This is a genomic window from Nocardioides sp. Soil805 (assembly GCF_001429625.1).
In the GTDB taxonomy this organism is placed as follows: Bacteria; Actinomycetota; Actinomycetes; order Propionibacteriales; family Nocardioidaceae; genus Nocardioides.
This window is the reverse complement of sequence record NZ_LMSU01000001.1, coordinates 1757306-1779635: the sequence shown is the minus strand read 5'-3', so window position 1 is coordinate 1779635 and position 22330 is coordinate 1757306. Positions and strand designations below refer to the sequence as shown.

General features: G+C 66.6%; 17 protein-coding genes. 12 read left to right on the top strand and 5 right to left on the bottom strand.

The genetic code is table 11. The features are described 5' to 3' along the window. A complete protein-coding gene (locus ASG94_RS08695) occupies window positions 1-1536 on the bottom strand; it encodes a 3'-5' exonuclease (RefSeq protein ID WP_056925872.1) in 1536 nt (511 codons plus the stop codon). A gap of 659 nt (window positions 1537-2195) precedes the next feature. On the opposite strand from ASG94_RS08695, the gene ASG94_RS08690 reads away from it, so the two are divergent. From ASG94_RS08690 to ASG94_RS21670, 6 genes are read left to right on the top strand one after another with little or no spacing between them, the layout of a single operon-like run. Beyond that, a complete protein-coding gene (locus ASG94_RS08690) occupies window positions 2196-2669 on the top strand; it encodes a hypothetical protein (RefSeq protein ID WP_156411474.1) in 474 nt (157 codons plus the stop codon). Beyond that, entirely contained in the window at window positions 2666-6355 is a 3690-nt protein-coding gene (locus ASG94_RS08685; protein ID WP_056925870.1) for a DUF6079 family protein, read from the top strand. Before ASG94_RS08690 ends, ASG94_RS08685 begins: the two co-directional genes overlap by 4 nt. After that, window positions 6352-8970: a DNA methyltransferase gene (locus tag ASG94_RS08680; protein WP_056925869.1), complete on the top strand. Its 2619-nt coding sequence runs from the start codon at window positions 6352-6354 to the stop codon at window positions 8968-8970. The genes ASG94_RS08685 and ASG94_RS08680 overlap by 4 nt, the downstream gene beginning before the upstream one ends. After that, window positions 8967-11348, top strand: a complete 2382-nt coding sequence (locus ASG94_RS08675; protein WP_056925868.1) for a DEAD/DEAH box helicase — start codon at window positions 8967-8969, stop codon at window positions 11346-11348. Before ASG94_RS08680 ends, ASG94_RS08675 begins: the two co-directional genes overlap by 4 nt. Beyond that, a complete protein-coding gene (locus ASG94_RS08670) occupies window positions 11345-13129 on the top strand; it encodes a PglZ domain-containing protein (RefSeq protein ID WP_056925867.1) in 1785 nt (594 codons plus the stop codon). Before ASG94_RS08675 ends, ASG94_RS08670 begins: the two co-directional genes overlap by 4 nt. Continuing rightward, window positions 13129-13881 carry a hypothetical protein gene (locus ASG94_RS21670; protein ID WP_156411473.1) on the top strand — a complete coding sequence of 251 codons (753 nt, stop codon included), beginning with the start codon at window positions 13129-13131 and terminating at the stop codon, window positions 13879-13881. Before ASG94_RS08670 ends, ASG94_RS21670 begins: the two co-directional genes overlap by 1 nt. Window positions 13882-14367: 486 nt before the next feature. Here the strand turns inward: ASG94_RS21670 and ASG94_RS21660 are convergent, their stop codons facing one another. The 3 genes from ASG94_RS21660 to ASG94_RS08660 all read right to left on the bottom strand — a co-directional run bounded on the left by ASG94_RS21660 (window position 14368) and on the right by ASG94_RS08660 (window position 16121). Further along, window positions 14368-14682 (bottom strand): hypothetical protein, encoded by a 315-nt coding sequence (locus ASG94_RS21660; protein ID WP_156411471.1) that lies wholly within the window; start codon window positions 14680-14682, stop codon window positions 14368-14370. 459 nt (window positions 14683-15141) lie between these two features. Next, window positions 15142-15546 (bottom strand): hypothetical protein, encoded by a 405-nt coding sequence (locus ASG94_RS08665; RefSeq protein WP_056925866.1) that lies wholly within the window; start codon window positions 15544-15546, stop codon window positions 15142-15144. Then, entirely contained in the window at window positions 15543-16121 is a 579-nt protein-coding gene (locus tag ASG94_RS08660; RefSeq protein WP_082624012.1) for an RNA polymerase sigma factor, read from the bottom strand. The genes ASG94_RS08665 and ASG94_RS08660 overlap by 4 nt, the downstream gene beginning before the upstream one ends. 390 nt (window positions 16122-16511) lie before the next feature. Between ASG94_RS08660 and ASG94_RS08655 the strand changes: the two genes are divergently transcribed. From ASG94_RS08655 to ASG94_RS08630, 6 genes are all read left to right on the top strand, one after another. Further along, window positions 16512-16802, top strand: a complete 291-nt coding sequence (locus ASG94_RS08655; protein ID WP_056925864.1) for a hypothetical protein — start codon at window positions 16512-16514, stop codon at window positions 16800-16802. A gap of 54 nt (window positions 16803-16856) precedes the next feature. Then, on the top strand, window positions 16857-17753 hold the full coding sequence (locus ASG94_RS08650; protein WP_056925863.1) for an RNase H family protein: 897 nt from the start codon (window positions 16857-16859) through the stop codon (window positions 17751-17753). A gap of 26 nt (window positions 17754-17779) precedes the next feature. Then, window positions 17780-19084 (top strand): vWA domain-containing protein, encoded by a 1305-nt coding sequence (locus ASG94_RS08645; protein WP_056925862.1) that lies wholly within the window; start codon window positions 17780-17782, stop codon window positions 19082-19084. A gap of 44 nt (window positions 19085-19128) precedes the next feature. Beyond that, window positions 19129-19650: a hypothetical protein gene (locus ASG94_RS08640; protein WP_056925861.1), complete on the top strand. Its 522-nt coding sequence runs from the start codon at window positions 19129-19131 to the stop codon at window positions 19648-19650. Between the two features lie 111 nt (window positions 19651-19761). Beyond that, window positions 19762-20640: a WYL domain-containing protein gene (locus ASG94_RS08635; RefSeq protein WP_056925860.1), complete on the top strand. Its 879-nt coding sequence runs from the start codon at window positions 19762-19764 to the stop codon at window positions 20638-20640. After that, window positions 20640-21638 carry a helix-turn-helix transcriptional regulator gene (locus ASG94_RS08630; RefSeq protein WP_156411468.1) on the top strand — a complete coding sequence of 333 codons (999 nt, stop codon included), beginning with the start codon at window positions 20640-20642 and terminating at the stop codon, window positions 21636-21638. The genes ASG94_RS08635 and ASG94_RS08630 overlap by 1 nt, the downstream gene beginning before the upstream one ends. A gap of 126 nt (window positions 21639-21764) precedes the next feature. Here ASG94_RS08630 and ASG94_RS08625 read toward each other — a convergent pair whose 3' ends face one another. Continuing rightward, window positions 21765-22283: a phosphohydrolase gene (locus tag ASG94_RS08625; protein WP_056925858.1), complete on the bottom strand. Its 519-nt coding sequence runs from the start codon at window positions 22281-22283 to the stop codon at window positions 21765-21767. Window positions 22284-22330: the final 47 nt, after the last annotated feature.

Here is a 22330-nt window from a genome sequence, read left to right as displayed (position 1 = left end):
CTACGCCTCCGGATAGTCGTCGGGCCAAACCCAGCGGCGCAGGGTGGCTTCGGGCAGGGCCCGAATGCGCTCGAGGTAGGCGTTGTCCTTGGAGTAGCTGAGCACGAGTTGGTCCCGGGCGCGAGTGGCGCCGACGTATGCGGTGCGTCCCTGCCGGTCGACGTCGTTGGTGCCGTCGGGGTCGGGGAGCTGCTCGAGTCCAACGAGGAAGACAACATCGAACTCAAGCCCTTTGGCGGAGTGCACGGTGAGGATCTTCACCTTGGGTTCCGCCAGATCGAGGTCTTCGGCTTGGCTGGGATACACCACGTGGCATGGCACGTCAGCCTCATCGAGCGCACGGGCGACACCACCCATGGCCCACTTGCGGGTCACCAAGACCCCGATGTCTTGCGGCACCCGAGCGCCGCTCTGGAGGAGCAGCACTACGTCACGGGCGACTGAGGCTGCCTGGTCGGCACTGGTGGTCGCCCACACGAGGTCGACCGGCTCGCCCTCGAAGGCGTGATCGCGGCCCTCAACGTCGAGTTGCTTGCCCAGCGCTGAGGTGACATCGAGGATCTGCCGGGTTGACCGATAGGGCCGCGTCAGGGTGAGGGTCTTCAGAGGAATCGAGACCGGCTTGTCCATGCCGAGGTCGTGGTAAAGCGCTTGTTTGGGGTCACCTGCCACAACGATCCCACCTCGCCCCGGTCGCAGGACACGCTCGGCCAAAGCGGTCCAGGCTGGGTAGAAGTCCTGCCATTCGTCGATGAGCACGGCGTCGATTGCCGGGACAAGACCCCTCCGCACGGCCGCGTCAAGGTCCCGCCACGCACGGTCCGGGTCATTGAGCGACATTCGCACGCCCAGCGATGCTGAGAAGTTGCCGACGGTGTTGACGCGGATATTCGGATGCGCCGAGGTGAGTTTCTTGAGGTAGGGAGCCAGCATCCGGTTGTAGCAGAGCACACGGATGTCCCAGTCAGGGTGCTGCTCGGCCAGCCGGTTGGCGCGTGCACACAGCACGAGAGTCTTGCCACTCCCTGGCGGACCCGTGATCGCGAGCATGCCGTCGACGTCCCGAAGGGCAGCTTCGGCCTGTTGGGCGTCGAGACGGATTCGATGTGCTGCGCGGTCTGACGCCCCGGCGTCTCGCATCGGTGCCCGGACGGGTACTTCGATCGTGACCCTGGGGCCGAAGTAGGTTGCCAGAGCCCGGGTGGCCTCTGGCTGGTGAACGCGATCCGGCAGGTCGTCCAACCACGATCCATCGGTTAGGTCCGCGAGGTGCGCAGTGTCCACAAGGTGCCGCACTACCGGTGTGCGCGCCACCTCCGGCACGGAAGAGCGCAGGGTCGCCACCTTGCGGTTCAACGCAACCGTCGCCTCAGAATCTGTGAAATGGCCGGCGGCGTCGATAGCAATGAGTCCACATCGCGGGTGGTTTGCCAGCACCGGAGGCAGCGCGTCGGAGTCGGTAATCCAGACGTCGGCCCCGGAGTCCACTAACGCCCGCTCAACGGTCGCGAACATCTCTCGCTGCCCGAGACCCATGCCTAGATTCACCCCGTCTTCGCACGTTGCTTTCACCGAGCACCTTAGACCGAGGCGCGGCGCACTGTGATGCTCCGAAGCATTTCACCCTCAAAGACTCGAAGGGGCCGGTTTGTCGGAAGGCCCACTGCACGATGATGCGGAAGTTAAGGTCAACACCGGCCACCTACGGCTCGCAACGTAGGGCCGTCGAACTGAGCGCGGGGGATATGAAATGCAGCCTAAGGCGGACAACAACGCTGCCTGGAGCGGCCCGAAGCCGCAGGTCGACGACCTCTTCGCCGGCGCTTATCTAAGGGCCGGACCCGTCACGACCGATGGCGACTTTGTCGGCCTTACCTCGGAGGCTCTGTAGACGCGCTTGACCTGCGGAAGTGCAGGTGAAGGCCCTCTTGCTGTTCTGAACTCCACGACTCCGCAGCGACTGAAAAGGACCCTGCTGGGAGCTGCAAAGGCCGAGACGACGTCGTCCTTAGGGGTAACAAGGAGACCCAGTGCACCTCCGGAGGGTCCACCCGGCGAAGGGCACGGGCGAGTTCCCGAACCTTCGAGCCCCGCAACGGCTCCTTGAACCCTCCACTTAGCCGAGCTCGCAGTACACTGACAGACGCCGGTGATGATGCAATGTGTCGTCCCGCTTGAGAGAACAAAGGGGGAATGTGGACACCTGGCCAGCAGTAGGCGCAGATATCTGGTCAGAACTAGTTCGCTTCCCGGGGCGCGTCGCCCTGCTGGTCGACGACCGTGCATTACACGTGGCCCGCCGCTTTGCTGAGCTCCGGGGCACGACCCCGCTGCACGTGGGACGTACGTTGAGCGCCTTCCCGAGCGTGCCGACCGAGTCGCAAATCAGAACCTCGCTGTTCGAGGCGCCTGTCCTCGTCGGCACGTCCATCCTCTTCGATCCAGTCCTCGGCCTCGACGCCGCCCGTCTGTTCCGGGCACTTGCCACACAGCATCCAGGTCGCGTGATTGAGTGGCCCATATCGACTGGTTCGTCGCCCTTCCGCTGGCCGGGTGAAGATGGTTTTCGTGCTGTCCCCCCGGCGCTGGAGGGCTCGCTTCTCCTCACGGCACGGTCGACCGTCTTTGATGATGAAGTCCCGTTCACCCTTGAAAGGCTCCACCGATGAAGTACGGCGAACTCGTCGAGTTCACTCCAGTCCAGAGCGTCAAGCAACTGCGCGACGCTGTTTCTGCCGACCAGGCGTTGGAGGACGTCCAGACGTACGTCATCTCAGAGACGATGCGCGACCAGCTAGCGAACCTGGTGCTGCCCAACCTGCGCTTCGACAACCCGGACCACGACCACAAGGGCCTGCTGCTCATCGCGACCTACGGAACGGGTAAGACCCACCTGATGAGCGCGGTCGCCAGCGTCGCCGAGCGCGCCGAACTGCTCCCCTGCCTGACCGACGCCGGCACCCAGGAGGCTGCGGGACCAGTCGCCGGCCGCTTCAAGGTGCTGCGCGTCGAGATCGGCGCGGTCACCACGAATCTCCGCACGATCCTCACCAACGAACTGACCCGCGGGCTAGCCGACCTCGGCATCGAATACACCTTCCCCTCAGCCGACGGCATTACCAACAACAAGGCCGCGCTCGAGGACATGATGGCCGCCTTCGAGGCGGCCTACCCTGACCAGGGCCTGCTGCTCGCCATCGACGAGATGCTCGACTACCTTCGTGGGCGCAAGGACGCCGAGATCATCCTCGACCTCGGCTTCCTTCGAGAGCTCGGCGAATTCACCCGCAACTCCCGCTTTCGGATTCTCGCGGGTGTTCAGGAGAGCCTCTTCGACAACCCCCGCTTCGATGCAGCCAAGAGCGAACTGCAGCGCGTCAGCGAGCGCTACCAGACCTTCCGGATCCACCGCGACGACATCGCGTACGTCGTCCAGAAGCGTCTCCTCGCGAAGACTGCCGAGCAGAAGGCCCGGATCCGCGAGCACCTGACGAAGTTTTCCGCAGCGTTCGAGTCGCTCGGCAAGGACCTGGAGACCTTCGTCGACCTCTTCCCGGTGCACCCGGCCTACCTGAAGGTTTTCGAGGACTTGACCCTCGTCGAGAAGCGCCGCATCCTGAGCAGCCTCACGCAGCAGCTTCGCCAGCGCCTCGACGTGGAGGTGCCCACCGACGAGCCCGGGCTGGTCTGCTTCGACGCCTACCGGGCTGAACTCGACGAGGACCCTACCAACCGGTCGAATCCCGAGGTCCGCTCGGTGCTGGAGCCGAGCCGCGTCGTGCGTGACCTGGTCATGCGCAACCTCGAGGCCGGGGCCGACCGCGAACCCGCGCTGCGGATTCTCGACGCCCTCACGATTCACCGTCTCACCACCTACGATCTGGACGCTCCGATTGGCCTGACCTATGCCGACCTGCGTGACGATCTCTGCCTCGTCCCACCGGGGGTGCCTGAGTTGGAGGCCGATTTCCTGGAGATGTCGGTCGAGACGCTGGTCGGTGAGATACGCAAGGCCGCCACCGGCCAGTTCATCTCGGTCAACGAAAGCAACGGGCAGGTCTATCTGGACCTGAATAAGAATGTTGCGTACGACGAGCAGATCGACCAGCGCGTCGAGAGCATCGACGACGAGGCCCTCGACCGCGCCTACTTCGACCTTCTCGCCCAGGTGCTGGAGGTCACCGACGCCCCCTACGTGTCCGGCTACAAGATCTGGTCCTACCAGCTGCCGTGGGCCGCCAAAAAGGTTGAGCGTACCGGCTACCTGTTCTTCGGCGCCCCTAACCAGCGTTCGACGGCCCAGCCGGCCCGCGACTTCTACCTTTACTTCCTTCACCCGTTCGACCCCGTGGCCTTCAACGACGAGGAGAAGAGCGACGAGATCTTCTTCCAGCTTGAGGACCCCGCCGAAGCTTTCACCACCGCCCTGGGCCGGTACGCCGCGGCCAACGCTAAGGCCGCTGAGACCTCTGGGGAGACCAGACAGGGCTTCCTCGCCCGCGCCCAAAAGTTCGGGCAGGAGGCCGTCAAGTGGCTTCGTGACAACCTCAGCAGCCACGTGAAGGTCACCTACCAGGGCGAGCGCAAGCCTCTCGCCGAGTGGTTAGCGGGCGTCCCCGGCGGTCGCCGGACTCTCAAGGAGCAGCTCGAGGCGATCGCAGCTGCGGCCCTGAGCCCGCATTTCGACGCCCGTTACCCCGGATACCCCGTCTTCGCCGAGCAGCTCACCGCGGCCAACCTGGCCAACGCGGTCCAGAACGCGCTTGGCACGGTTGCGAGCAAACCGACCAACCTCGGCAAGTCGGTCCTCACCTCGCTGGGCTTGCGCGACTACTCCGAGACGCTGACCCTCGACGGGCAGTACGCCAAGGCGCTGCTGGATGTCCTCAACACAGCCGCGCCGCAAGCCGTGAACCGGGAAAAGCTCCTTGCGGAGCGCGACCCCGGCGTGGAGACCTGGGCTCCGTGGCACCTGGAACCCGCCTGGCTCACGGTCGTCGGGGCCGTCCTCACCGCGTTGGGCCGTGCGGACCTGACCTTCCGCAACGGCACCAAGATCACCGCCCTCAACCTCGACGAGCTCGCCCGGATGCCGTTGACCGACTTGGAGGGTCTGGCCTTCCTTCAGCCGCCGGCGACTACCGACACGGCCGGGTTCGTCCGGCTCGCCACGCTACTCGGCCTCCCGCCTGCGCTCGGGCAGAGTGAGCTCACCCCGGAGTCGGCGACCCACTTCCTCGAGCGCTCCCAGACGATCCACGACGAGGTCCTCTCCATCCAGTCCTACGTGCAGAGCCACCCCCGACTCTGGGGGGAGGAGGTCATCGACGACCCCGACACGCGGCTGAGGAGGCTCCGGGACGCACTCGACCTACTGAGCGATGTCCGGGCGCGTGACAACGTCGGCAAGCTCAAGCGGTTCTCCTTTAAGGGCGACGTTCTGGACCGCGCCGAGGCCGGCCATTCCGAGGCGAAGCGGCTCACCGAGCTGCGCAAGGTCGCCGACCAGCTCGGCCCGGAGATCGAGTACCTCAAGCAGGCCGGCGACGTCCTCGGCCAACATGATCCCTTCGACGCTGAGGCTGAGGCGGTGAAGGACAAGCTCCGCCGCCTGCTGCGGACGGACCCCTCGAGCAAGAGCCTGGCCACCGAAGTCCGTCATGACGCCCAGCGGCTGCGGACCAAGTACCGCCAGTTCGCGGACGAGCGTCACCAGGCTGTCCGGCTCTCGCCATCGGACGAGCAGACCAAGGAAGCCGCCACCAAGGGTCCGTACTGGCGCGATCTCACCGTGCTGCAGGGGATCGAGATCATCCCCGACGGCCAGTTCGGCAAGCTTCAGGAGAAGATCGTCGGCCTCTACGCCTGCAAGCAGTACGAACCGAAGGTCTACGACTCTGGGTACAGTTGCCCCTACTGCTCCTACCGGCCATCACCGTCGAACGACCCCGCCGCGAAGGTGCAGCTCACCAAGACGATCGAGGAAGCCAAGAACCTCTGGGCGACCTGGACCACGCACCTCACGGATTCCCTCACGGACGCGGAGATCCAGGAGAGGCTCGACCTTCTCAGCGCCGGTGAGCGAACGGCCCTCGCCCCGCTCACCAACGGCACGCTCGCCCCAGGTGAGGTGACTCCGGCTCTGGTCTCGGCCGTGCAACAGGTCCTCGACGATCTACAGGTGGTGCCCCTCAGCGCGGACGACCTCGCGGAGGCTCTCTTCCCCGGCGGGCGTGCGACGACCCCGGCCCAGGCCGCGTCGGCCTTCCAGACCTGGCTGGAGAGGGTCACCAGGGAGAACGGCGGCAACGCCAGCACGATCCGGCTCAAGCTCGAAGGAACCCAGAAGCAGTGAACGACAGCCTATTCGAACTTTCGGCCACGTCGTCGCGCAGCGAGCTCGCCGAGAAGGCCCTGGCTGTCTACCGGGCAGCGCTGGAGGCAGGGGAGGTGCGGATGCCCTCCGGGTCGTCGGTCGATCAGATCCTGGGAATGTCCAGCCCGCCCTGGCACACGGCGACCGAGAACCCCTTCGTGCGAAGCTGGGTTGAAGGTGCACACCGCACCGAGTCTGACCGAGCCGATCCCGGTCCCTACCTGGCCGACGTCACGGGCTCGAAGGCGTCGATGTGGTTCAAAGTCCACTCCTATCCGACGAAAGTGCCGCCGGAGATCATCCAGCGGCTGCTACTTCACTACACCGAGCCTGGTGATGTCGTCCTCGATGGTTTCGCCGGCTCAGGAATGACTGGTGTGGCAGCGACTTTGTGCGCCACGCCCGACCCGAAGCTTGACGCCGAACTTCGCATGCGCGGGCGGGCGCCCACGTGGGGGGCTCGACGGGCGGTGCTCAACGACTTGGCCCCGAACGCTACATTTCTCGGAAGCGGCGTCAACCTGCCAATCGATGCTGCCGACTTCGAGCGGGCCGCGACCGCACTGCTGGATCGGTTTGATCGCGAACTAGGCTGGATGTACCGCACGACGACGCCCACCGGCGAGGCCACCATCGCCTACACCGTGTGGTCCGAGGTGTTCACCTGCCCGCACTGTGGCGCGGCGGTGGTGTTCTACGACGGCGCGTTCATTCCCACCACAGGCGCTCTTCGCGACCACTTTCCCTGCTCCTCTTGCGGTGCCACCGTCATGAAATCGGGCGGCGGCAAGGCGAATCTCGAGCGCCGTCTGGAGACCGTCCGTCTGCTGACCGGTGAGGTCATTGAGCGAATCTCGCTCAAGCCTGTCCGGATCCACTACCGCCACGGGTCCGGCAAAACTCGCGTCATCGGGGACAAGGCACCGGATACCGATGACCTCGCCGTCTTGAGCCGTGTCGCAGCCCTCTCCGCGGTTGGGGCGCCCACGTATGTCTTCCCGTATCGGCACATGACCCACGAGCGAAGCTCACTGGTCAAACAAGGCTTCACGTCGCTCGCCTCCCTTTACCCCGATCGTGCCCTGGCGGCGCTCTCCACCCTTTGGCAGTGGGTCAACGCGGAGCCTGATCTCAACCTTCGCCGAGCCTTGAAGTTCTGGGTTGAGCAGGCGTTCTGGGGTCTCTCCTGGATGAACCGCTACAAGCCGACCGACCACTCGCAGGTCAACCGAAACCAAAGCGGCGTCTTCTACGTAGCTTCTCTGATTTCGGAGTGCTCGCCGCGCTACAACCTCGAAGGTTCCCAGCCCAACAGGGGAAAGCGGTCCACCCTCACCAAGCTCTGGAAGACGGTCCCAACGGAAGTCGACGTCCGGATCACAACTGGGGACGCGACCCGCCTCCCGCTGGACGATGAGTCAGTCGACTACATCTTCGTGGATCCGCCGTTCGGCGCAAACATTCCCTATGCCGATCTCGCGCAGGTGATCGAGGGCTGGCATGGCGTTCACACCGAGATCGAGTTCGAGGCGATCGTCGACCGCAGCCAAAAGGCGCCGAAGAGCGTCGACGACTACGCCGATCTTCTGGCCGCCTGCTTCAAGGAGTTCAGCCGGGTACTGAAGCCAACCCGCTGGATGACGGTCGAATTCTCGAACTCGTCGAACGAGGTCTGGGCCGCTCTGCAGAACGCCCTGGCCAGCGCTGGCTTCGTCGTCGCCGACACCAGGCTCCTCGACAAACAGAGCGCGAGCTACCGGCAGGCGACCGCCGTCAACGCCGTCGATCAGGACCTGATGATCTCCTGCTACAAACCTGGCACGAGAACGTCCTCGGTCGTGCTGGCCTCCGGCGGCGCGGCGAGCTCTGTCTGGGAGTTTGTGGGGGAGCATCTCAAGCACCTCCCAGTCTACGAGCAGGGCGGCGCCGCGATTCGCGAGCGCAAAGCGGACCGGATCTACCACCGAGCCGTTGCCTACTACGTCAGCCTGGGGCTCGAGGTGCCGCTTACCGCGGCGCAGTTCTATGCCGGTCTCGACGAGCACTTCAACGAGCGTGACGCTCTCTACTTCCGCCCCGAGCAGGTCGAGGAGTACGAGCGGAGGCGCCTTCAGCTCTCGGCTCCCGCTGAGGCTCTCTTCGTCACCGACGAGCGCAGCGCGGTCGCTTGGCTGCGGCAGCACCTGAAGGAGAAACCGCAGTCGATGGCGGAAATCCAGCCGTCGTTCCTGCAGGAACTGCAGATCTCGGGGGACCGCCCGGACCAGATGCCGGACCTGCTGGAGATGCTGGAGGAGAACTTCATCCGTGATGACGCTGGCGCTTGGATGGTGCCCGACCCAGCCAAGCTGGAGCACCTCCAGAAACTGCGGGAGCGGTCGCTCCTGCGAGCCTTCGAGAGCTACCTGTCCGGCACCGGAAAGCTGCAACGGTTCAGGGGTGAGGCGCTGCAGGCCGGGCTCAAGGACCGGTGGGCGAAGAAGGACTATGCCACCATCGCGGCGCTAGGGAAGCGCCTTCCGACCGACTACCTGGTGGAGAACACCGCGATCATGCACTACGTCCGTAACGCGACTGCCCGGGTGGCCAGGTGAGCGAAGCCGTCTGGTCCTGGTGGCCGGGCGGGCGCCTGGTGGTTCGAGAGCTCGAGCGCCAGAACGTTTTCGACCATGTCACCGTCGACGCCTACGCGCCGGCCACCGGTGAGCTGCTGGCGCTGGGCGTCGACGAGTTGACTTCCCTTGCGGAGCGGGACTGGACCGCGGCCGAGCTTGAGGAGCGGCTGCTCGCCCTCCGGGTGTTGGCCGAGGCCGGCACCGGCAACCCGATTGCGGCAAGTGCCCATGTTGACCTGCTGCCCCACCAGCTTGCGATCCTGCAGCGGGCACTGAGGCTCAGCCCGGTCCGGCTCGCAGTGTGCTGCGAGGTTGGTCTGGGCAAGACGATGACGGCCGGCGCCATCGCCACCGAAATGCTCGCTCGAGGCCGCGTTCGCCGAATCCTGGTCGTGGCCCCGAAGGGGGTGCAGCTGCAGTGGGTGGCGGAGATGCGTGACAAGTTCGCCCAGGAGTTCACTCGGATCGGTCCGGAAGGCGTGCCGATCGACGCGGCCGCGTCGATCTGGAGCTCGGTCGATCTTGCGGTCACCAGTCTCGATGCCATCAAGCCGCTCCGTCGCCGCGCCGGCTGGAGCCAGCAACAGCTCGACGACTACAACGCTGCCCGGATGCAAGGCGTCATCAACGCAGGCTGGGACCTGGTGATCATCGACGAAGCCCACCATGTCGCCGGCTCGAGTGAGGACGTCGCCCGCTACCAGCTTGCCCGAGGACTGGCCGGTTCCGCGGACAACTACCTGCTGCTGACCGCGACCCCGCACTCGGGCAAGTCGGAGAGCTTCCGCCGCTTCCTCGGGCTCCTCGATCCTTCCTTCCAGTCGGACCGGGAGATCACCAAGGCCACGGTCGGCGCCGTCATCGCCCGCACCGACAAGCGGGGGGCGGTCGACAATTCCGGGCGTGCCCTGTTCCATCCTCGTACTACGCACCTGGAGCTGGTCTCGTGGGACCGACATCCGCTGCACCGCGAACTCTACGAGGATGTTACGGAGTACGTCCGGGAGGGTTACCTCAAGGCACAGACCTCGGGCAACACAGCCCGGGGCTTCTTGATGCTGCTGCTTCAGCGTCTGGTCGCCAGCTCGTCGGCGGCGATTCTGTCGGCCCTGGAGCGTCGTCTCGCCTCTTTGGTGGGTACGGCCGATGAGTCCCAGCTCGGTTGGGACGAGCTTGAAGAGGCCGAGGCCGACGCGCTCCTGCTGCCGGAGGTCCAGGACGCCACGGCGCTACGTGCCTTGATTGACCTGGCCCGTCGTACCGTCTCGGAGGAAACCGACCCGAAGACCCTTCACTTCCTGCGGCTGCTCGCCACGTTGCAGCGTGCGGAGCGTGATCCGGCGGTGAAGGTGCTTGTCTTCACCCAGTTCCGCGCAACCCAGCGAGCCTTGGTGAAGGTCCTGGAAAGTCAGGGCATTTCAATCGCGAGCGTGGACGGGTCGATGGGACTCGCCGAGCGCGCTGCTGCTCAGGCTGCGTTCCGCGACGACGCTCAGGTGCTGGTCTCGACCGATGCGGGTGGCGAGGGAGTCAACCTCCAGTTCGCCCACGTAGTCGTTAACTGGGATCTGCCGTGGACGCCGACTCTGTTGGAGCAGCGAATCGGGCGGGTCGACCGGATCGGCCAGTCCACGCCGGTGCACGCGTACAACTTCGTTCTCGACGACAGCGTCGACCAGCGAGTGCTCGAGGTGCTCGAGGAAAAGCTCGCGGTGATTCTCGCCGAGCTTGGGGTGGACAAGCGCAACGACGTCCTCGCCTCCGTCGATGACCTCACCGACTCGCTCTACGTTACTGCGATCGTCGAACCCGAACGACTCCGGTCGGCCGGGGAGGACTTCGTGTCGGCAGCGCAGGCACATCTCGTCGAGGCCGCTGAAGCCCAGGAGATCCTGACCTCGATCGCGGTGGCGCCACCACCGGCACCGGCCTCTCCGATACCGGAGCTCGTGCGTCGGCTCGAGGCGCTGACCGGTACTCACAGTAGCGAAGCCTTGCGTTCCGGGGCGGTTGTCGTTCCGGGAGAGCCGGTCCCCAAGCTCAACGTCGCCTCCCCTCCGGGCTGGCTGGCGCTCGGGCGGGCGACGTCCGGGACCAGTGGGGCATCCACCGTGTTCGCGGTCTTCGTCCATGACTCAGGGCGGCCTGATCCGCGGCGTGGGCGGGAACTTCTGTCGACCCTGACCTCCGGGTCAATCGGCGACCCGCTGTCGACGGCTGTCCTCCCACAGGAGCGTCACGCGTTCCTGCAGCAGGTCCTCTTCGATTACGGGTACACCGCCCTGCAGGATCTCGGCGGTGGCGCGCTGCCGCCGAGACCACATCTTCGCCTCGCTCTCGGGATCCGGTGCGTATGATTTTTCGAACCTGGGACAGCCTGGTCGGCCCTGTGACAGTGCCAGCCGGTGGCGTACACCTGCTGCTGGACCCTGACGGGCTCGACGAGCAACCGGACGCAGTAGTCGTCACCGACCGCTGGCAGCTCCGACGGCTGCTCGAGCTCGAAGTACCGGAGCGGGTAGCTGAGGCGGCGAGTCTGCTCCTGCACCTCCAGATCGCCGACCTCCGGACATTTTCGGATCTGCCCTTTGACGCCCGTTCGCTCCCGAGGCACACCATCGATCTTCGCGCATCTGCTGCCGTTCGCCAGGAGGCGACGAAGCTGCCTCGCCCCGTTCTCAAAGCACTCCTTGACCGTGGCTCCCTTCGCGAGCGGACCGCGCGGGCCGCGCACCTGCTCACGGATCTGGCATGGCCGGTCGAGGGGGGCTACGAGGTGACGGCTGCCATCCGCCTTGCCGGACTTGGACCGGCCCTACGCCGTACCGTGGCTGACACCTTGCCGGCTGGCTGGCTCCATCAGACGCTGCTGGCGCCGGATCCGGTGGCCGTCGTCGGCCAGGAAGCACGGACCTGGTGGGAGCACGGCTCCCACGATCAGCTCGACCACGCTCTTCGCACAGCCACACCGGAACTCGAGAAGCTCGTACGGTCCGGTGTCCTAGCTCCCCCTCAGACTCCCGTGGCACGCTCGATCCCTGCATCTCTGCGCCAAGCAGTCGCGCGACGCCAAGACGAGGCGTCGCTGGCCACGCTGGTGGAGACCCTCAACACCACGGCTTCTTCCCTGGACGGCTGGATCGGCGTGGCCAACGATTGGGCGACGATCCGACGGTTGCTGAGCCAGCTTCCCGAGGCGGACGTCGCCGAGTGGACCGACCGCGCTTGGTCCCGCTGGAAGCAGGTTGATGACAGCTGGAACCCCTGGTTGCAGAAGGAGTACGGCGTCCAGCTCGGCCGCAGCCCAGCCCACCCGGTCTCCGTCCACCAGGTCGCTCCGTTCCTGGCGCGCCGGGGCGGCACGCCGGCTCAGAGGATCGTCCTGCTCGTCCTCGACGGCCTTGGAATACCCCAGTGGCAACTCCTGCAGCAGGAACTCCACTTTTCCGTGCTTGAGGACCGACGGCTGCTGGCCGGCCTTCCGACACTGACATCCATCAGTCGCCAAGCGATTTTCGCAGGCAAGACTCCCAAGGACTTCGCAGCGACGGCCAAGACGACCACCCACGAAGGCAAGCACTGGACTGAGTTCTGGCAAGCGCAGGGTCTGCGTCCAGATCAGATCCACTATGCCAAGACCCTCGGAGGAGCCTCTGCCGAGTGGGAACCTCCGGCTAGCGGTTCCCGCGTCGCGGGCTATGCCGTGGGCGCCCCAGACAAGCTCCTGCACGGCGCCGAAGTACTCGGTGATCGCCAGCTCAGCGCGGGGATCGTCCAGTGGGCCCAAGCCGGCTACGTCACGGCAGCTCAGACTTGGTGCCAGACCGAAGGTGCTGAACTCTGGATCACGTCTGACCATGGCAATCTGCCCACCACCGCCACGACGTTCCTGGCGAAGAACCTCACCACTCAGCGCGTAGGGCACCGCGTCGCCTTCCACTCCCGCGAGACCTTCCGGGACCAGAGCTCCCAACCCGGCCTGGCCTGGACGCCGCCAGGTCTCGGAGCGGCTGTGGAGACTCTGGGGCATCCCTACTTCGCCCCCGACCGCACGGCGTTCACGGCCGCCTCCCACACCGTGGCCCACGGAGGGCTGAGCATCGATGAAGTCATCGTGCCGCTGGTTAGGATTGTGTGATGACCGGAGCCCTTCTCGATCGCGAGTTGAAGGTGACTTGGCTGACCAAGGCGCTGAACCTAGCGGTCGACCAGGTGCCGGTCGCTAACGCGCGACGCACCCTCCGCGAGGACCTGGTTGGGGAGGGTCTCGGTCAGGAAGCGGCTATCAAGACGGTGACCGCCTTGAGCCGCGTCTGGCTACTGCCGATGCAGCGGCGAGACGACTGGACCACGTGGGTGCTCACCGCGGAACGTGATCTCCTTGATTTACGGCCGTTCCACATCGGCGCACTGCTCGCAACTGAACCATTCTTCCGAAGCCTCCTGGAGGCTGTTGGCCGCGAATCTCGAGCTGCCGAGAATGTCAACACCGTTGCGGTGCGGAAGCGGCTTCGCGATCGGTACGGCCCGCGACGAGGAGTCGATGTCGCGACTCAGAGAGGCGTCAAGACCCTGCGCGATCTAGGTCTCCTCGTCGGCGCGCCAGCTGACTCTATTAGCTTGGTCGGCAGGTTGGATGTCCGTGACCGGGAGTTGGCCGCATGGCTCGTCCGCTGTCTGCTCGAAGGCCGTGGGGCTGAGTCAATCCCCCAAACCGACCTACCTCATGCTCCTGAGTTCTTCGGCCTCTCCCTTCCCCGCACGCTGCCCCGCAGCGCGGCGGGGATAACTCAGCACGCCGAAGGGCCGGGCCGAACGGTTCTCGCACTGTCACCGTCTTCGGCAAGCGCTCGCGAGGCGGAGGTCGTCGCTAAGGCTGGCGTCAGCTGACGTCCCTCTGGAGACAGAGGCTGAGCTTCAGCGCATCTGCGAACGGCACCCCCGGATACGTTCGGAAGGTCCACCGTTGCCACCGAGACGGATGCCGTGGACCGTTCCCAACCTGATAGATCGGTAGCCCGCGTTCCCCTATCGCCCGCCGCAGCCAGGCGACCTGCTCCCGGTGGTGCAGCCGGGCCGGCCCCGTCGGCTCTGTGGTGCCATAGCCGAGAAGAATGTGGGTGGCCCGATCGAGCATCGCTTCGATGGAGTCACGCGCGCCGAACCACCCCTCAGGATCGCTACCGATCTCAGTTATCCCGCCGGTGCTGTGCGTCGCGCCTCGAAACAGGTTGACTACCTCCGAATGCTGGCAGCCAAGAAGCTCGGCAGCCTGACGAACGCGGCCAAGGGTCCGTGCTCCAGAGGTCGTCGGTGGGTTGGCAAGTACGCAGCCCAACACTCGGGCTGAGATGTCTGGACTGGACCCTCGGATCTCTACAGTCGGTCGATCCACGTGTCCTCGTCACGGTCGTCCCACGCCGACCCGTCGGAGGCACTCCTCCTTGGCCTTTGACCTAGAACCGAGAGCACCCGGAGTCCCTCGTCGTGCGTAAGCGCTCGCAGGGATTCAACTGGGCGGCCTGCCGCGGACTGGATCGCTTGTTGACGCTCGGCCATCGAGGTGAGGCCGCGAGAATCCAGCGCCTTGCGCAGCAGTTCGATCTGCCAGTCGGGGATCGACACGGGCGCAAGAACTGGTTCGGGCAGCGGTGCCGGCCCATCACCGAACAGCGAAAGATCGTCGGTCACAGGCCAACTGTAGGTAGTCGGTTGCGGCGGGCCCACGCCGCGTCCGCTCCCTTTGCGGGCGCGGCTCGATCACCTCGCCCCGAAGGGAGGGGCATAACCATCACCAGACAATCCTGTCCCCACGCCGACGAGGACATTCTCGGAAGGCAGGTCGACGACGCGGAAGGCACTGTGGAGTACACCTGCAATCGCACTCGGCATCTGGTCGGGGGCTTGTTCTCGTAGCTTGCGGTTCCCGAATCGCCGGATTCGCCGGAGCTCTCCGGGTTGGCGGCACGCTCGGACGCCTCAGCAGGCATGGAGACATCTTTTCCGTGGGGGCAAGCCCATAGGACGATGGAGCTACAACCCGGGCATTCTTGGTGGGCGCTCCCGCGTGCCCGCAGGTAGGTGCCGAGGTCTGTTGGGACTCCTTTGGTCGCTCGATGACGGTCGCGGGGTCGGTGAAGTAGACCGGTCTCAATCATCGTCGAGCAGGTTGAACAGGCGCACCTGCCCGAGTGCGCGCTGGAGGTCCTCACTCAATTCGTCGTCGCTGAGCGACAGCACGTCATTACCTTGGAGCGGGGGCACCCTGGGCGGTGCGTACGGACCGATGTCTCGCGCCAGCTCGGCGCTCGAGCGGGCGAGCTCCACCACGCTCAGCGGGAAGGGGGCGAGCACGCCGGCGGTCAGCTCACCGCCCAGGACCCGGACGTCAAGAGCATCGATTTCCTGGTCGTGATCCCAGCTCTCTGCAACGACGACAGGTCGGCCGAGCAGGACCATGATCAATGTGTCGAGGTCGTCCACGTCGTCGATGTCAACAACCTCGAGCAGTTCCTCGAGATCGTCACAGACTGTGGTGAATCGTGAGTCGGTCATCGCCGTCCTCTGTCGTATACGTGCGGGTGACCGGCCTGTAGTTCGGCGAGCAGCTCCGGCTGAGCGGCAAGTGCCGCCTTCAGGCGGGCCTTGGCGCGGGACACGCGCTGGTCCACGGCTGCTCGGCTGATCCCGAGGTCGTCCCCGAGGACGGCAGGTTCGACGTCGTCGACGAGCCGCCGCTGTAGCAGGTCGGCGTCCGCGGGCGGAAGGAGACCGAACACCTGGTTGATCACGGCATCGCCCACGGCCGGCATCGAGGGCTGACGACTGCGCGCCACCTCCACGAAGTCCGCCACCGCGTCGTACGCGTCACCGTCGGTGTCCTGGACGACGGCCGCGGCTGGTCGCCGCTGCTCGGCCCGCCATCGGTCGGTGATGAGGCGCCCGGTCGCAGTCTCGAGCCACGCCTCGACGTCGGCGGGGTCTGGATCGCCGGGCCACGCCCGCACGTACCTCACCAGGACCTCTTGCAGCACGTCCTCGCGGTCCTCTGACGAGAGTCCGAAGCTGCGGCCCCGCACCTCGACGATGCGCTGCGCCACACGCCGTACGTCCTCGATTGTCTGGTTCACAGGTCCAGTGTCCCCCTGGGGTCCGACACAACTGGTTCGTCAGATTCCGACCGGCCGTGGCGTCGGAGGGGGCATGAGCACTCACGCGATTTCCCAGACCCTGCCATCGTTCGAGGCGGCCAACGCCGACTTCGTCACGCCCTACCTCGCGGTGGGCGGCGACCTGTCCCACGACGATGACAAGGCCCTCCGACGGTCCGTCGAGCTCGTCGTCGACGGCGGCATCACCCACGTCCTCGACGTCCGCTGGAGGCCGACGACTCCGACTGGTGGGCCGAGACCGAGGTCGACTACCTGTGGGCAGGCATCGACGACGCCGGCCAGCGCGTCCCTGCGGCGTGGTTCGAGCAGATCGTCACCTGGGCCACCGACGCCATCGACGACGGAGGCGTGGTCCTCACCCACTGCCACATGGGCATCAACCGCGGCCCGAGTGCCGGCTTCGCCGTACTGCTGGGGATGGGGTGGGATCCGGTCGACGCGCTGACCGCCATCCGGGCAGCCCGCCCTATCGCCCACGTCTGGTACGCCGAGGACGCATTGAGGTGGCACTTCGACCGCGAAGGAGCGAGCCCGGCGAAGCGACGTACGACGCTCGCGCGGGTCGCCCGGTGGCGCGAGGAGAACCCGCTGGACGTCGTGCGCATCATTCGTGGGATCCGAGCGAGCGAGGGCGATTGATTCGGACCCCGGGCGCACAGTACGCACACCCGACGCCGAACGAAGGAGGACGAGATGGCCGAGCGGATCGCACTGTCACTCAAGCCCGACTTCGCGTCGGGCCGGTGGACCTGGAGCCTCATGGGGGAGAGCTTCGGGTCCACCGGGTCAGTCCGAGCACACGACCACGAGGACGCCGTGCTGTGCGCGCTGGCGGCCGCCTACCCCAACTTGCAGGCTCGGCTCCCGGCCCAGATCGTCGTGACCCTGCCGTCGACCGCGCGGCTGTGGTCGTACGCCACCGAGGTGCAGGCCCACTTCGTCGGTGTGACGCTCGTGCCCTACACCGAGGCGGACAGCCCCCTGCGAGCCGACGCCATGCGGGCGTTCCACCCGGCACAGCCCGTCGTGGCCCCGCCGACCGGCTCACTAACCGTTGCCACCGACGGTTCCGCGACGCGGGGTCGCATCGGCTGGGGGTGGCTGGCCGAGGACGGACGCCACGGGCACGGCACCGAGACTCCGTCGACCAGGCAGTGCACCAGGCGCCGGCACCCCTTGCTCGCCGAGCTCCGTGCGATCTCGGAGGCCATCGCGGCGCTGCCGCACCGGGATCTGGTGATCCGCACGGACTGCCGCCCCGCCATCTCCCTGGTCGAGGAGTGGATCCTCGGCGGAGACAGGCTCCCCGACGGCTACGTCGCGACCCACCACACCGCCGTCAAGCGGGGCGGGCTGGTGTGGATGCTGGAGCAGGTCCGCGAGGAGGGTCCCCGGCTCGACATCGGTTGGGTGCGCGGCCACGCCGGAGACCCGCTCAACGAGGGAGCCGACTCCCTGGCCAAGCTCGCCCGCCGCGGCGCCGAAGGCACGTGGGGCTTCACCGCGGACGACGTACCCCGGCGCGCCCAGGTGATCGCCGACGCCTTCGCCACCGCACACCAGGCCACTCAGGCCGCCACCGCGGCCTGAGCTCCCCGACGATCCAGGAGGATCCCATGAAGATCAACGCACTGCTCGACGTCAACGTCGTGGCCCACGAGGCCGAGGACGAGGTCGCCGTGCTCCTTGAGCTTGAGGCCCCCGCTGCCGTGGCGGACGCCGCTCGGCCGCAGGCCTCGCTGCAGGTGGTCCTCGACCGCTCCGGCTCCATGAGTGGTGGGCCGCTCGAGGGAACGAAGCGAGCGCTGGTCGCGCTGGTCCGCCGTCTCGAGCCGACCGACAACTTCGGGCTGGTCACCTTCGACGACTCCGCCCAGGTCGTCGTACCCGCCGGCCCGCTCGCCGACAAGGACGCAGTGATCGACCGGATCCAAGCGGTCCACGCAGGCGGTACGACCGACCTGTCGGCCGGTTACCTCCGCGGCCTGCGCGAGGTTCGGCGCGTCATCCCCACCGAGGGGGACAAGCGCGGCAGCGGCACGGTCCTGGTCATCTCGGACGGCCACGTGAACGCCGGCATCCGGGACGCCGACGAGTTCGCGTCGGTCACGTCCAAGGCGTACGCCGACAGCATCGTCACCTCCACCCTCGGCTACGGCCGCGGCTACGACGAGACGCTGCTCACCGCGATCGCCCGCTCGGGCTCGGGCAACCACGTCTTCGCAGACAACCCCGACGCCGCGGGCGCCGCCATCGCCGGCGAGGTCGACGGCCTGCTCAATAAGGTCGTCCAGGCGCTGTCGCTCACGGTGCGGTTCGAGCCCGCCGTGGAGTTCCTGCGGCTCTACAACGACCTGCCCGCCCAGCAGATCGGCGACGGCCAGGTCATGATCGAGCTCGGCGACCTCTACTCCGAGGAGGCCCGCAAGGTCCTGCTCAAGCTCAAGGTTCCCGCCCTCGCCGGGCTCGGGCTCGCCCGTGTCGCGACGCTGGAGATCTCGTACGTCGAGCTGCCGGGCTTGGTCGAGCAGGTCGTCTCGCTCCCGATCGCCGTCAACGTCGTGCCGGGTGACGAGGCCGCCGGCCGAGTGGCGCACCCGATCGTGGAGTCCGAGGTCCTCTTCCAAGAGGCCCAGGAGGTCAAGAGGCAGGCGTCGGATGCCTTCGAGCATGGGAGGTTCGACGTGGGCCAGCGACTCATCGGTGAGACCAAGCAGCAGTTGGAGCGCTCCCTCCAGGTCGCACCCGAGGCGCTGAAGCCTGAGATCCGGCTCGAGCTCGACGACGTCGCCCGCATGGAGCTCCTGGGCGACATGAGCGGGCCGACGGGTGCGCAGATGATGTCGAAGATGTCGCGCGACTCCTACCACCAGATGAACCGCAAGCGCGGCCGCACGCGGCGTGACAGGGGCGGCCGATGACGTCGCGATCCGATTGTTTCGGACCCTGGGCGCACTCTGCTCCCATGAGCGAGACGATCAACGAGTTCGACGCTGCCGGTGAATCACCGCGGGCCTACTTCCGCACCGCCACGGGCACCAGGGTCCACCGGCCCGAGTGCCCCCACCTCGTGGACACCGACGCGCACGCAGTCACCCCCTCCGAGCGGGTCCAGCACCCGGTTTGTGACTGGTCGCGAGCGCAGGAAGAGGGGCACGGCCGCGAGCACTTCGCGACCATCGAGGACGCCATGCGCCGAGTCGGTGTGCCGGTCGAGGCCCACAACGCCGTTCTCGACGCGCTGCGCTTCGTTAAGCACGACGAGGTCTTCACCGTGCACAGCCTGACCTACGGTGCGCTCGGCCGCGATGGGCGCACGGTCGCCGGCTTCGGCAAGACCTACTACTGGGTCGGCAGCGAGCGCATCAACCTCCCGTCGTACGTCGACAGCTCGCGCTCGGGGCACACCACGCCCCAGGTGTACGGCGACGTGTGCCCGACCTGTCACCTCGCACTGCCGCTGACCGGAGTGTGCGACGACTGCTGAGCAGTCTTGTTTCTCCCCGCGCCCGACCGATTCGGGGCACGATGGTCGGCGTACAGGCAGCCGAGCGGGGGAGACGCCCATATGCCACCAGGACCTAGCGCGGTCAAGGCGATGCAGCGCCTCGCGCGCATCCTCGCGGTCCTCGACGACGCTGGCGTGGTGGGGGCGACGACTGAGCAACTGCTCGAGGTCGCTGAGTACGGAGGGCAGGCTGCGCCTCAGGACCAGCTGAGCCTGGACCTGCGCAACCTGAAGAAGCAGGGCTGGCAGATCGAGAACCTGAACCCCAAGGGAGAGTCAGCTCGCTACCGCATGGTCAGCGGCGACAACCGCCTCCAGGTCAGGCTCTCGCCACCTCAGCGAGCAGCCCTCCAGCGTGCGGTGCTCCTGGCCGCGCGGGACGACCTCGCCAAGCGTCTCGGCGTCCGCCCCTCCGCAGTCCCCGAGGGGATCGGCAGCATCGTGATCCGGAAGCCGAAGGGTGACAAGCTCTCCCTTGCTCTCCAGTCCGTGCAGCTGCGCAGCCGGATCCGGTTCTCCTACAAGGGCACAGCGCGACTGGTGCATCCGGGCTCGGTGAGGTTCCAGAACTACAAGTGGTACCTCAGCGGCGTCGAAGAGGGCGCCGACCTCGTCAAGCACTTCGTCGTCAGCGAGATGAGCGACATCACGCTCGATCCGCCCGGCACTGCCGACGAGGTCCCGGAGATCAGGCGCATCCCCCTGCATCCGCTGAGGTGGGAGGTCGACGAGCCGACTCAGGTCACTCTCCGCGCGTCCAGTGACTTCGTGCCGGACGTCGTGCGCTGGCTGAACGAGCCCGATTCGCATGTGGAGCGCGGCGCCGACGTTGAGCTGACCTACACAGTCACCCACCGACAGGCCTTCCGGGCGCGGCTCTACGTCCTCGGTCCGCGGGTCACCATCACCCAAGGCGCCCGGGTGTACGACGAGCTGATGGCCGAGCTGCGCGAGATGGCGGGTCTGTGATGGCCGGGCCGAAGTTCCTCCAGCGCCTTGCCCGCCTGCCGGAGGTCATCAACGTCCTGACGGCGTACCCGGACGGCCTTCCGCTCGGCGAGCTCGCCACCCAGTTCGGGGTCGACGTGGAGGACATGCGCGAGGACCTCCTCACCTATCTCGACCTGGAGTCATGGGGCTGGTCGTTCGACATCTTCCGCAAGCCTGCCTTGGAGTTCGTCCAGCCGGACGCAGACGAGGCGACGGGTGGCTCCGGGGGCACGATCGTGCGCATCGTGCCGGACGCAGCCCCCGGACTCGGTGCGGAGCACCTGTCTGCCGGTGACCTCGCCACGCTCTATACCGCGGGTATCGCCCTGCTCGAGGTCGACCCGGACGAATCCGATCTGGCCGACGCGCTCGCGGTCATCGCCGAGACGATGTACGGCGGCACGGCCGCGGCGCCGTACGTCGGTGACTGGAACCGCCACGTCAGGGACCTCCAGGACGCCCAGGAGCAGCGCCGCAAGGTGCGGATCGTCTACTCACGGGCCTGGCGACCCGGTGTGACCGACCGTGTCATCGAGCCACTCCGCCTGGTCCAGACCCGCCGCGGGTGGGAGGTCGACGCCGGACCAGTCGGACCGGAGGGCAACCTGCGAACGTTCCTTGTCTCGAACCTCAGGCTGATCGAGGTGCTCGACGAGGGCTTCGAGCCGCCATCGGGAGCAGACTCCCTGCTCACGAAACAACGTGCGACAACCACGGTCCGCATGGAGCTCGCGCAGGATGCCCGCTGGGCCGCGCGGCAGCACGCCGAGAGCGTGACGGTAGTGGCCGAGGACGAGGCGACCTTCACAGCCGACCTCGAGCTGCTGGCGCCGGTCGGGGAGCGGGTGGGCCTGATCATGCTCGCGAGCGGTCCCTCGACCCGCGTCATCTCACCGGGATCGGTCCTGCCAGATGCGATGGGCCTCGTCGAGGAGCTCCTGCAGCATCACGAGTCGGCAGGGCGCCCGACGGGCTGAGCAACTCTCACCACTCCTCCATCACGGGCTCGCCGCAGTTGGGGCAGCTCATCTGCTCGGCACTCTCGCCCTCGGGCACCGTGCCGGTCGACGTGCAGTACTCACAGATCCATCTGGCCATGCGGCTCAGCCTCCCGCGTGCAGACGGACGAGATGGCTGTGCAGGATCTCGTCGACCCGCAGCGCCTCGGGCGAGTCCGCGTCGAGTTCGCACGCGGCAAGGAGCCGCTCTCGTGCCGGCAGGTACTTCCGGGTCATGAGGTCGTGCGCCTTGTCAGGCTTGACCTGGGCCAAGGCTGGGTTGCACGCGATGTTCCACGCGTTGTCGACCAGCTTCACGAGCCGACCCAACGGATGCTGGCAGGTGTGGGCGATCAGCTCGTCGTACTCCTGGCCCGGGACCTTGGTGACCGACTCGATGGCGTCGATGACGTGCTCCGGGATGCCGTGCTCCCGCAAGTCGGCAGCACTGATCTCGGTGTCCTCGAGGACGTCGTGGAGCCAGCCGGCTGCCTCGGCCTCAGGGCCAAACACGGCTGCTGCCTCGGCGATGGGCCGAAGGTGCGCGTCGACGTAGTCGCGCCCGAGCTTGTCCCGTTGGGATGCATGGGCCTCCGCGGCGATCGTGCGGGCGAGCTCCGACACACTGCCTCCATTGATCCGGGGCCGAGCCTTCTGTCGGCCTCACAATG

Coding starts and splice junctions, on each gene's coding strand:
- ASG94_RS08640 (WP_056925861.1), top strand. CDS start 19,129: ATGAGCGAGACGATCAACGAGTTCGACGCTGCCGGTGAATCACCGCGG.
- ASG94_RS08685 (WP_056925870.1), top strand. CDS start 2,666: ATGAAGTACGGCGAACTCGTCGAGTTCACTCCAGTCCAGAGCGTCAAG.
- ASG94_RS08665 (WP_056925866.1), bottom strand. CDS start 15,546: ATGACCGACTCACGATTCACCACAGTCTGTGACGATCTCGAGGAACTG.
- ASG94_RS21670 (WP_156411473.1), top strand. CDS start 13,129: ATGACCGGAGCCCTTCTCGATCGCGAGTTGAAGGTGACTTGGCTGACC.
- ASG94_RS08695 (WP_056925872.1), bottom strand. CDS start 1,536: ATGGGTCTCGGGCAGCGAGAGATGTTCGCGACCGTTGAGCGGGCGTTA.
- ASG94_RS08645 (WP_056925862.1), top strand. CDS start 17,780: ATGAAGATCAACGCACTGCTCGACGTCAACGTCGTGGCCCACGAGGCC.
- ASG94_RS08630 (WP_156411468.1), top strand. CDS start 20,640: ATGGCCGGGCCGAAGTTCCTCCAGCGCCTTGCCCGCCTGCCGGAGGTC.
- ASG94_RS08670 (WP_056925867.1), top strand. CDS start 11,345: ATGATTTTTCGAACCTGGGACAGCCTGGTCGGCCCTGTGACAGTGCCA.
- ASG94_RS08635 (WP_056925860.1), top strand. CDS start 19,762: ATGCAGCGCCTCGCGCGCATCCTCGCGGTCCTCGACGACGCTGGCGTG.
- ASG94_RS08650 (WP_056925863.1), top strand. CDS start 16,857: ATGGCCGAGCGGATCGCACTGTCACTCAAGCCCGACTTCGCGTCGGGC.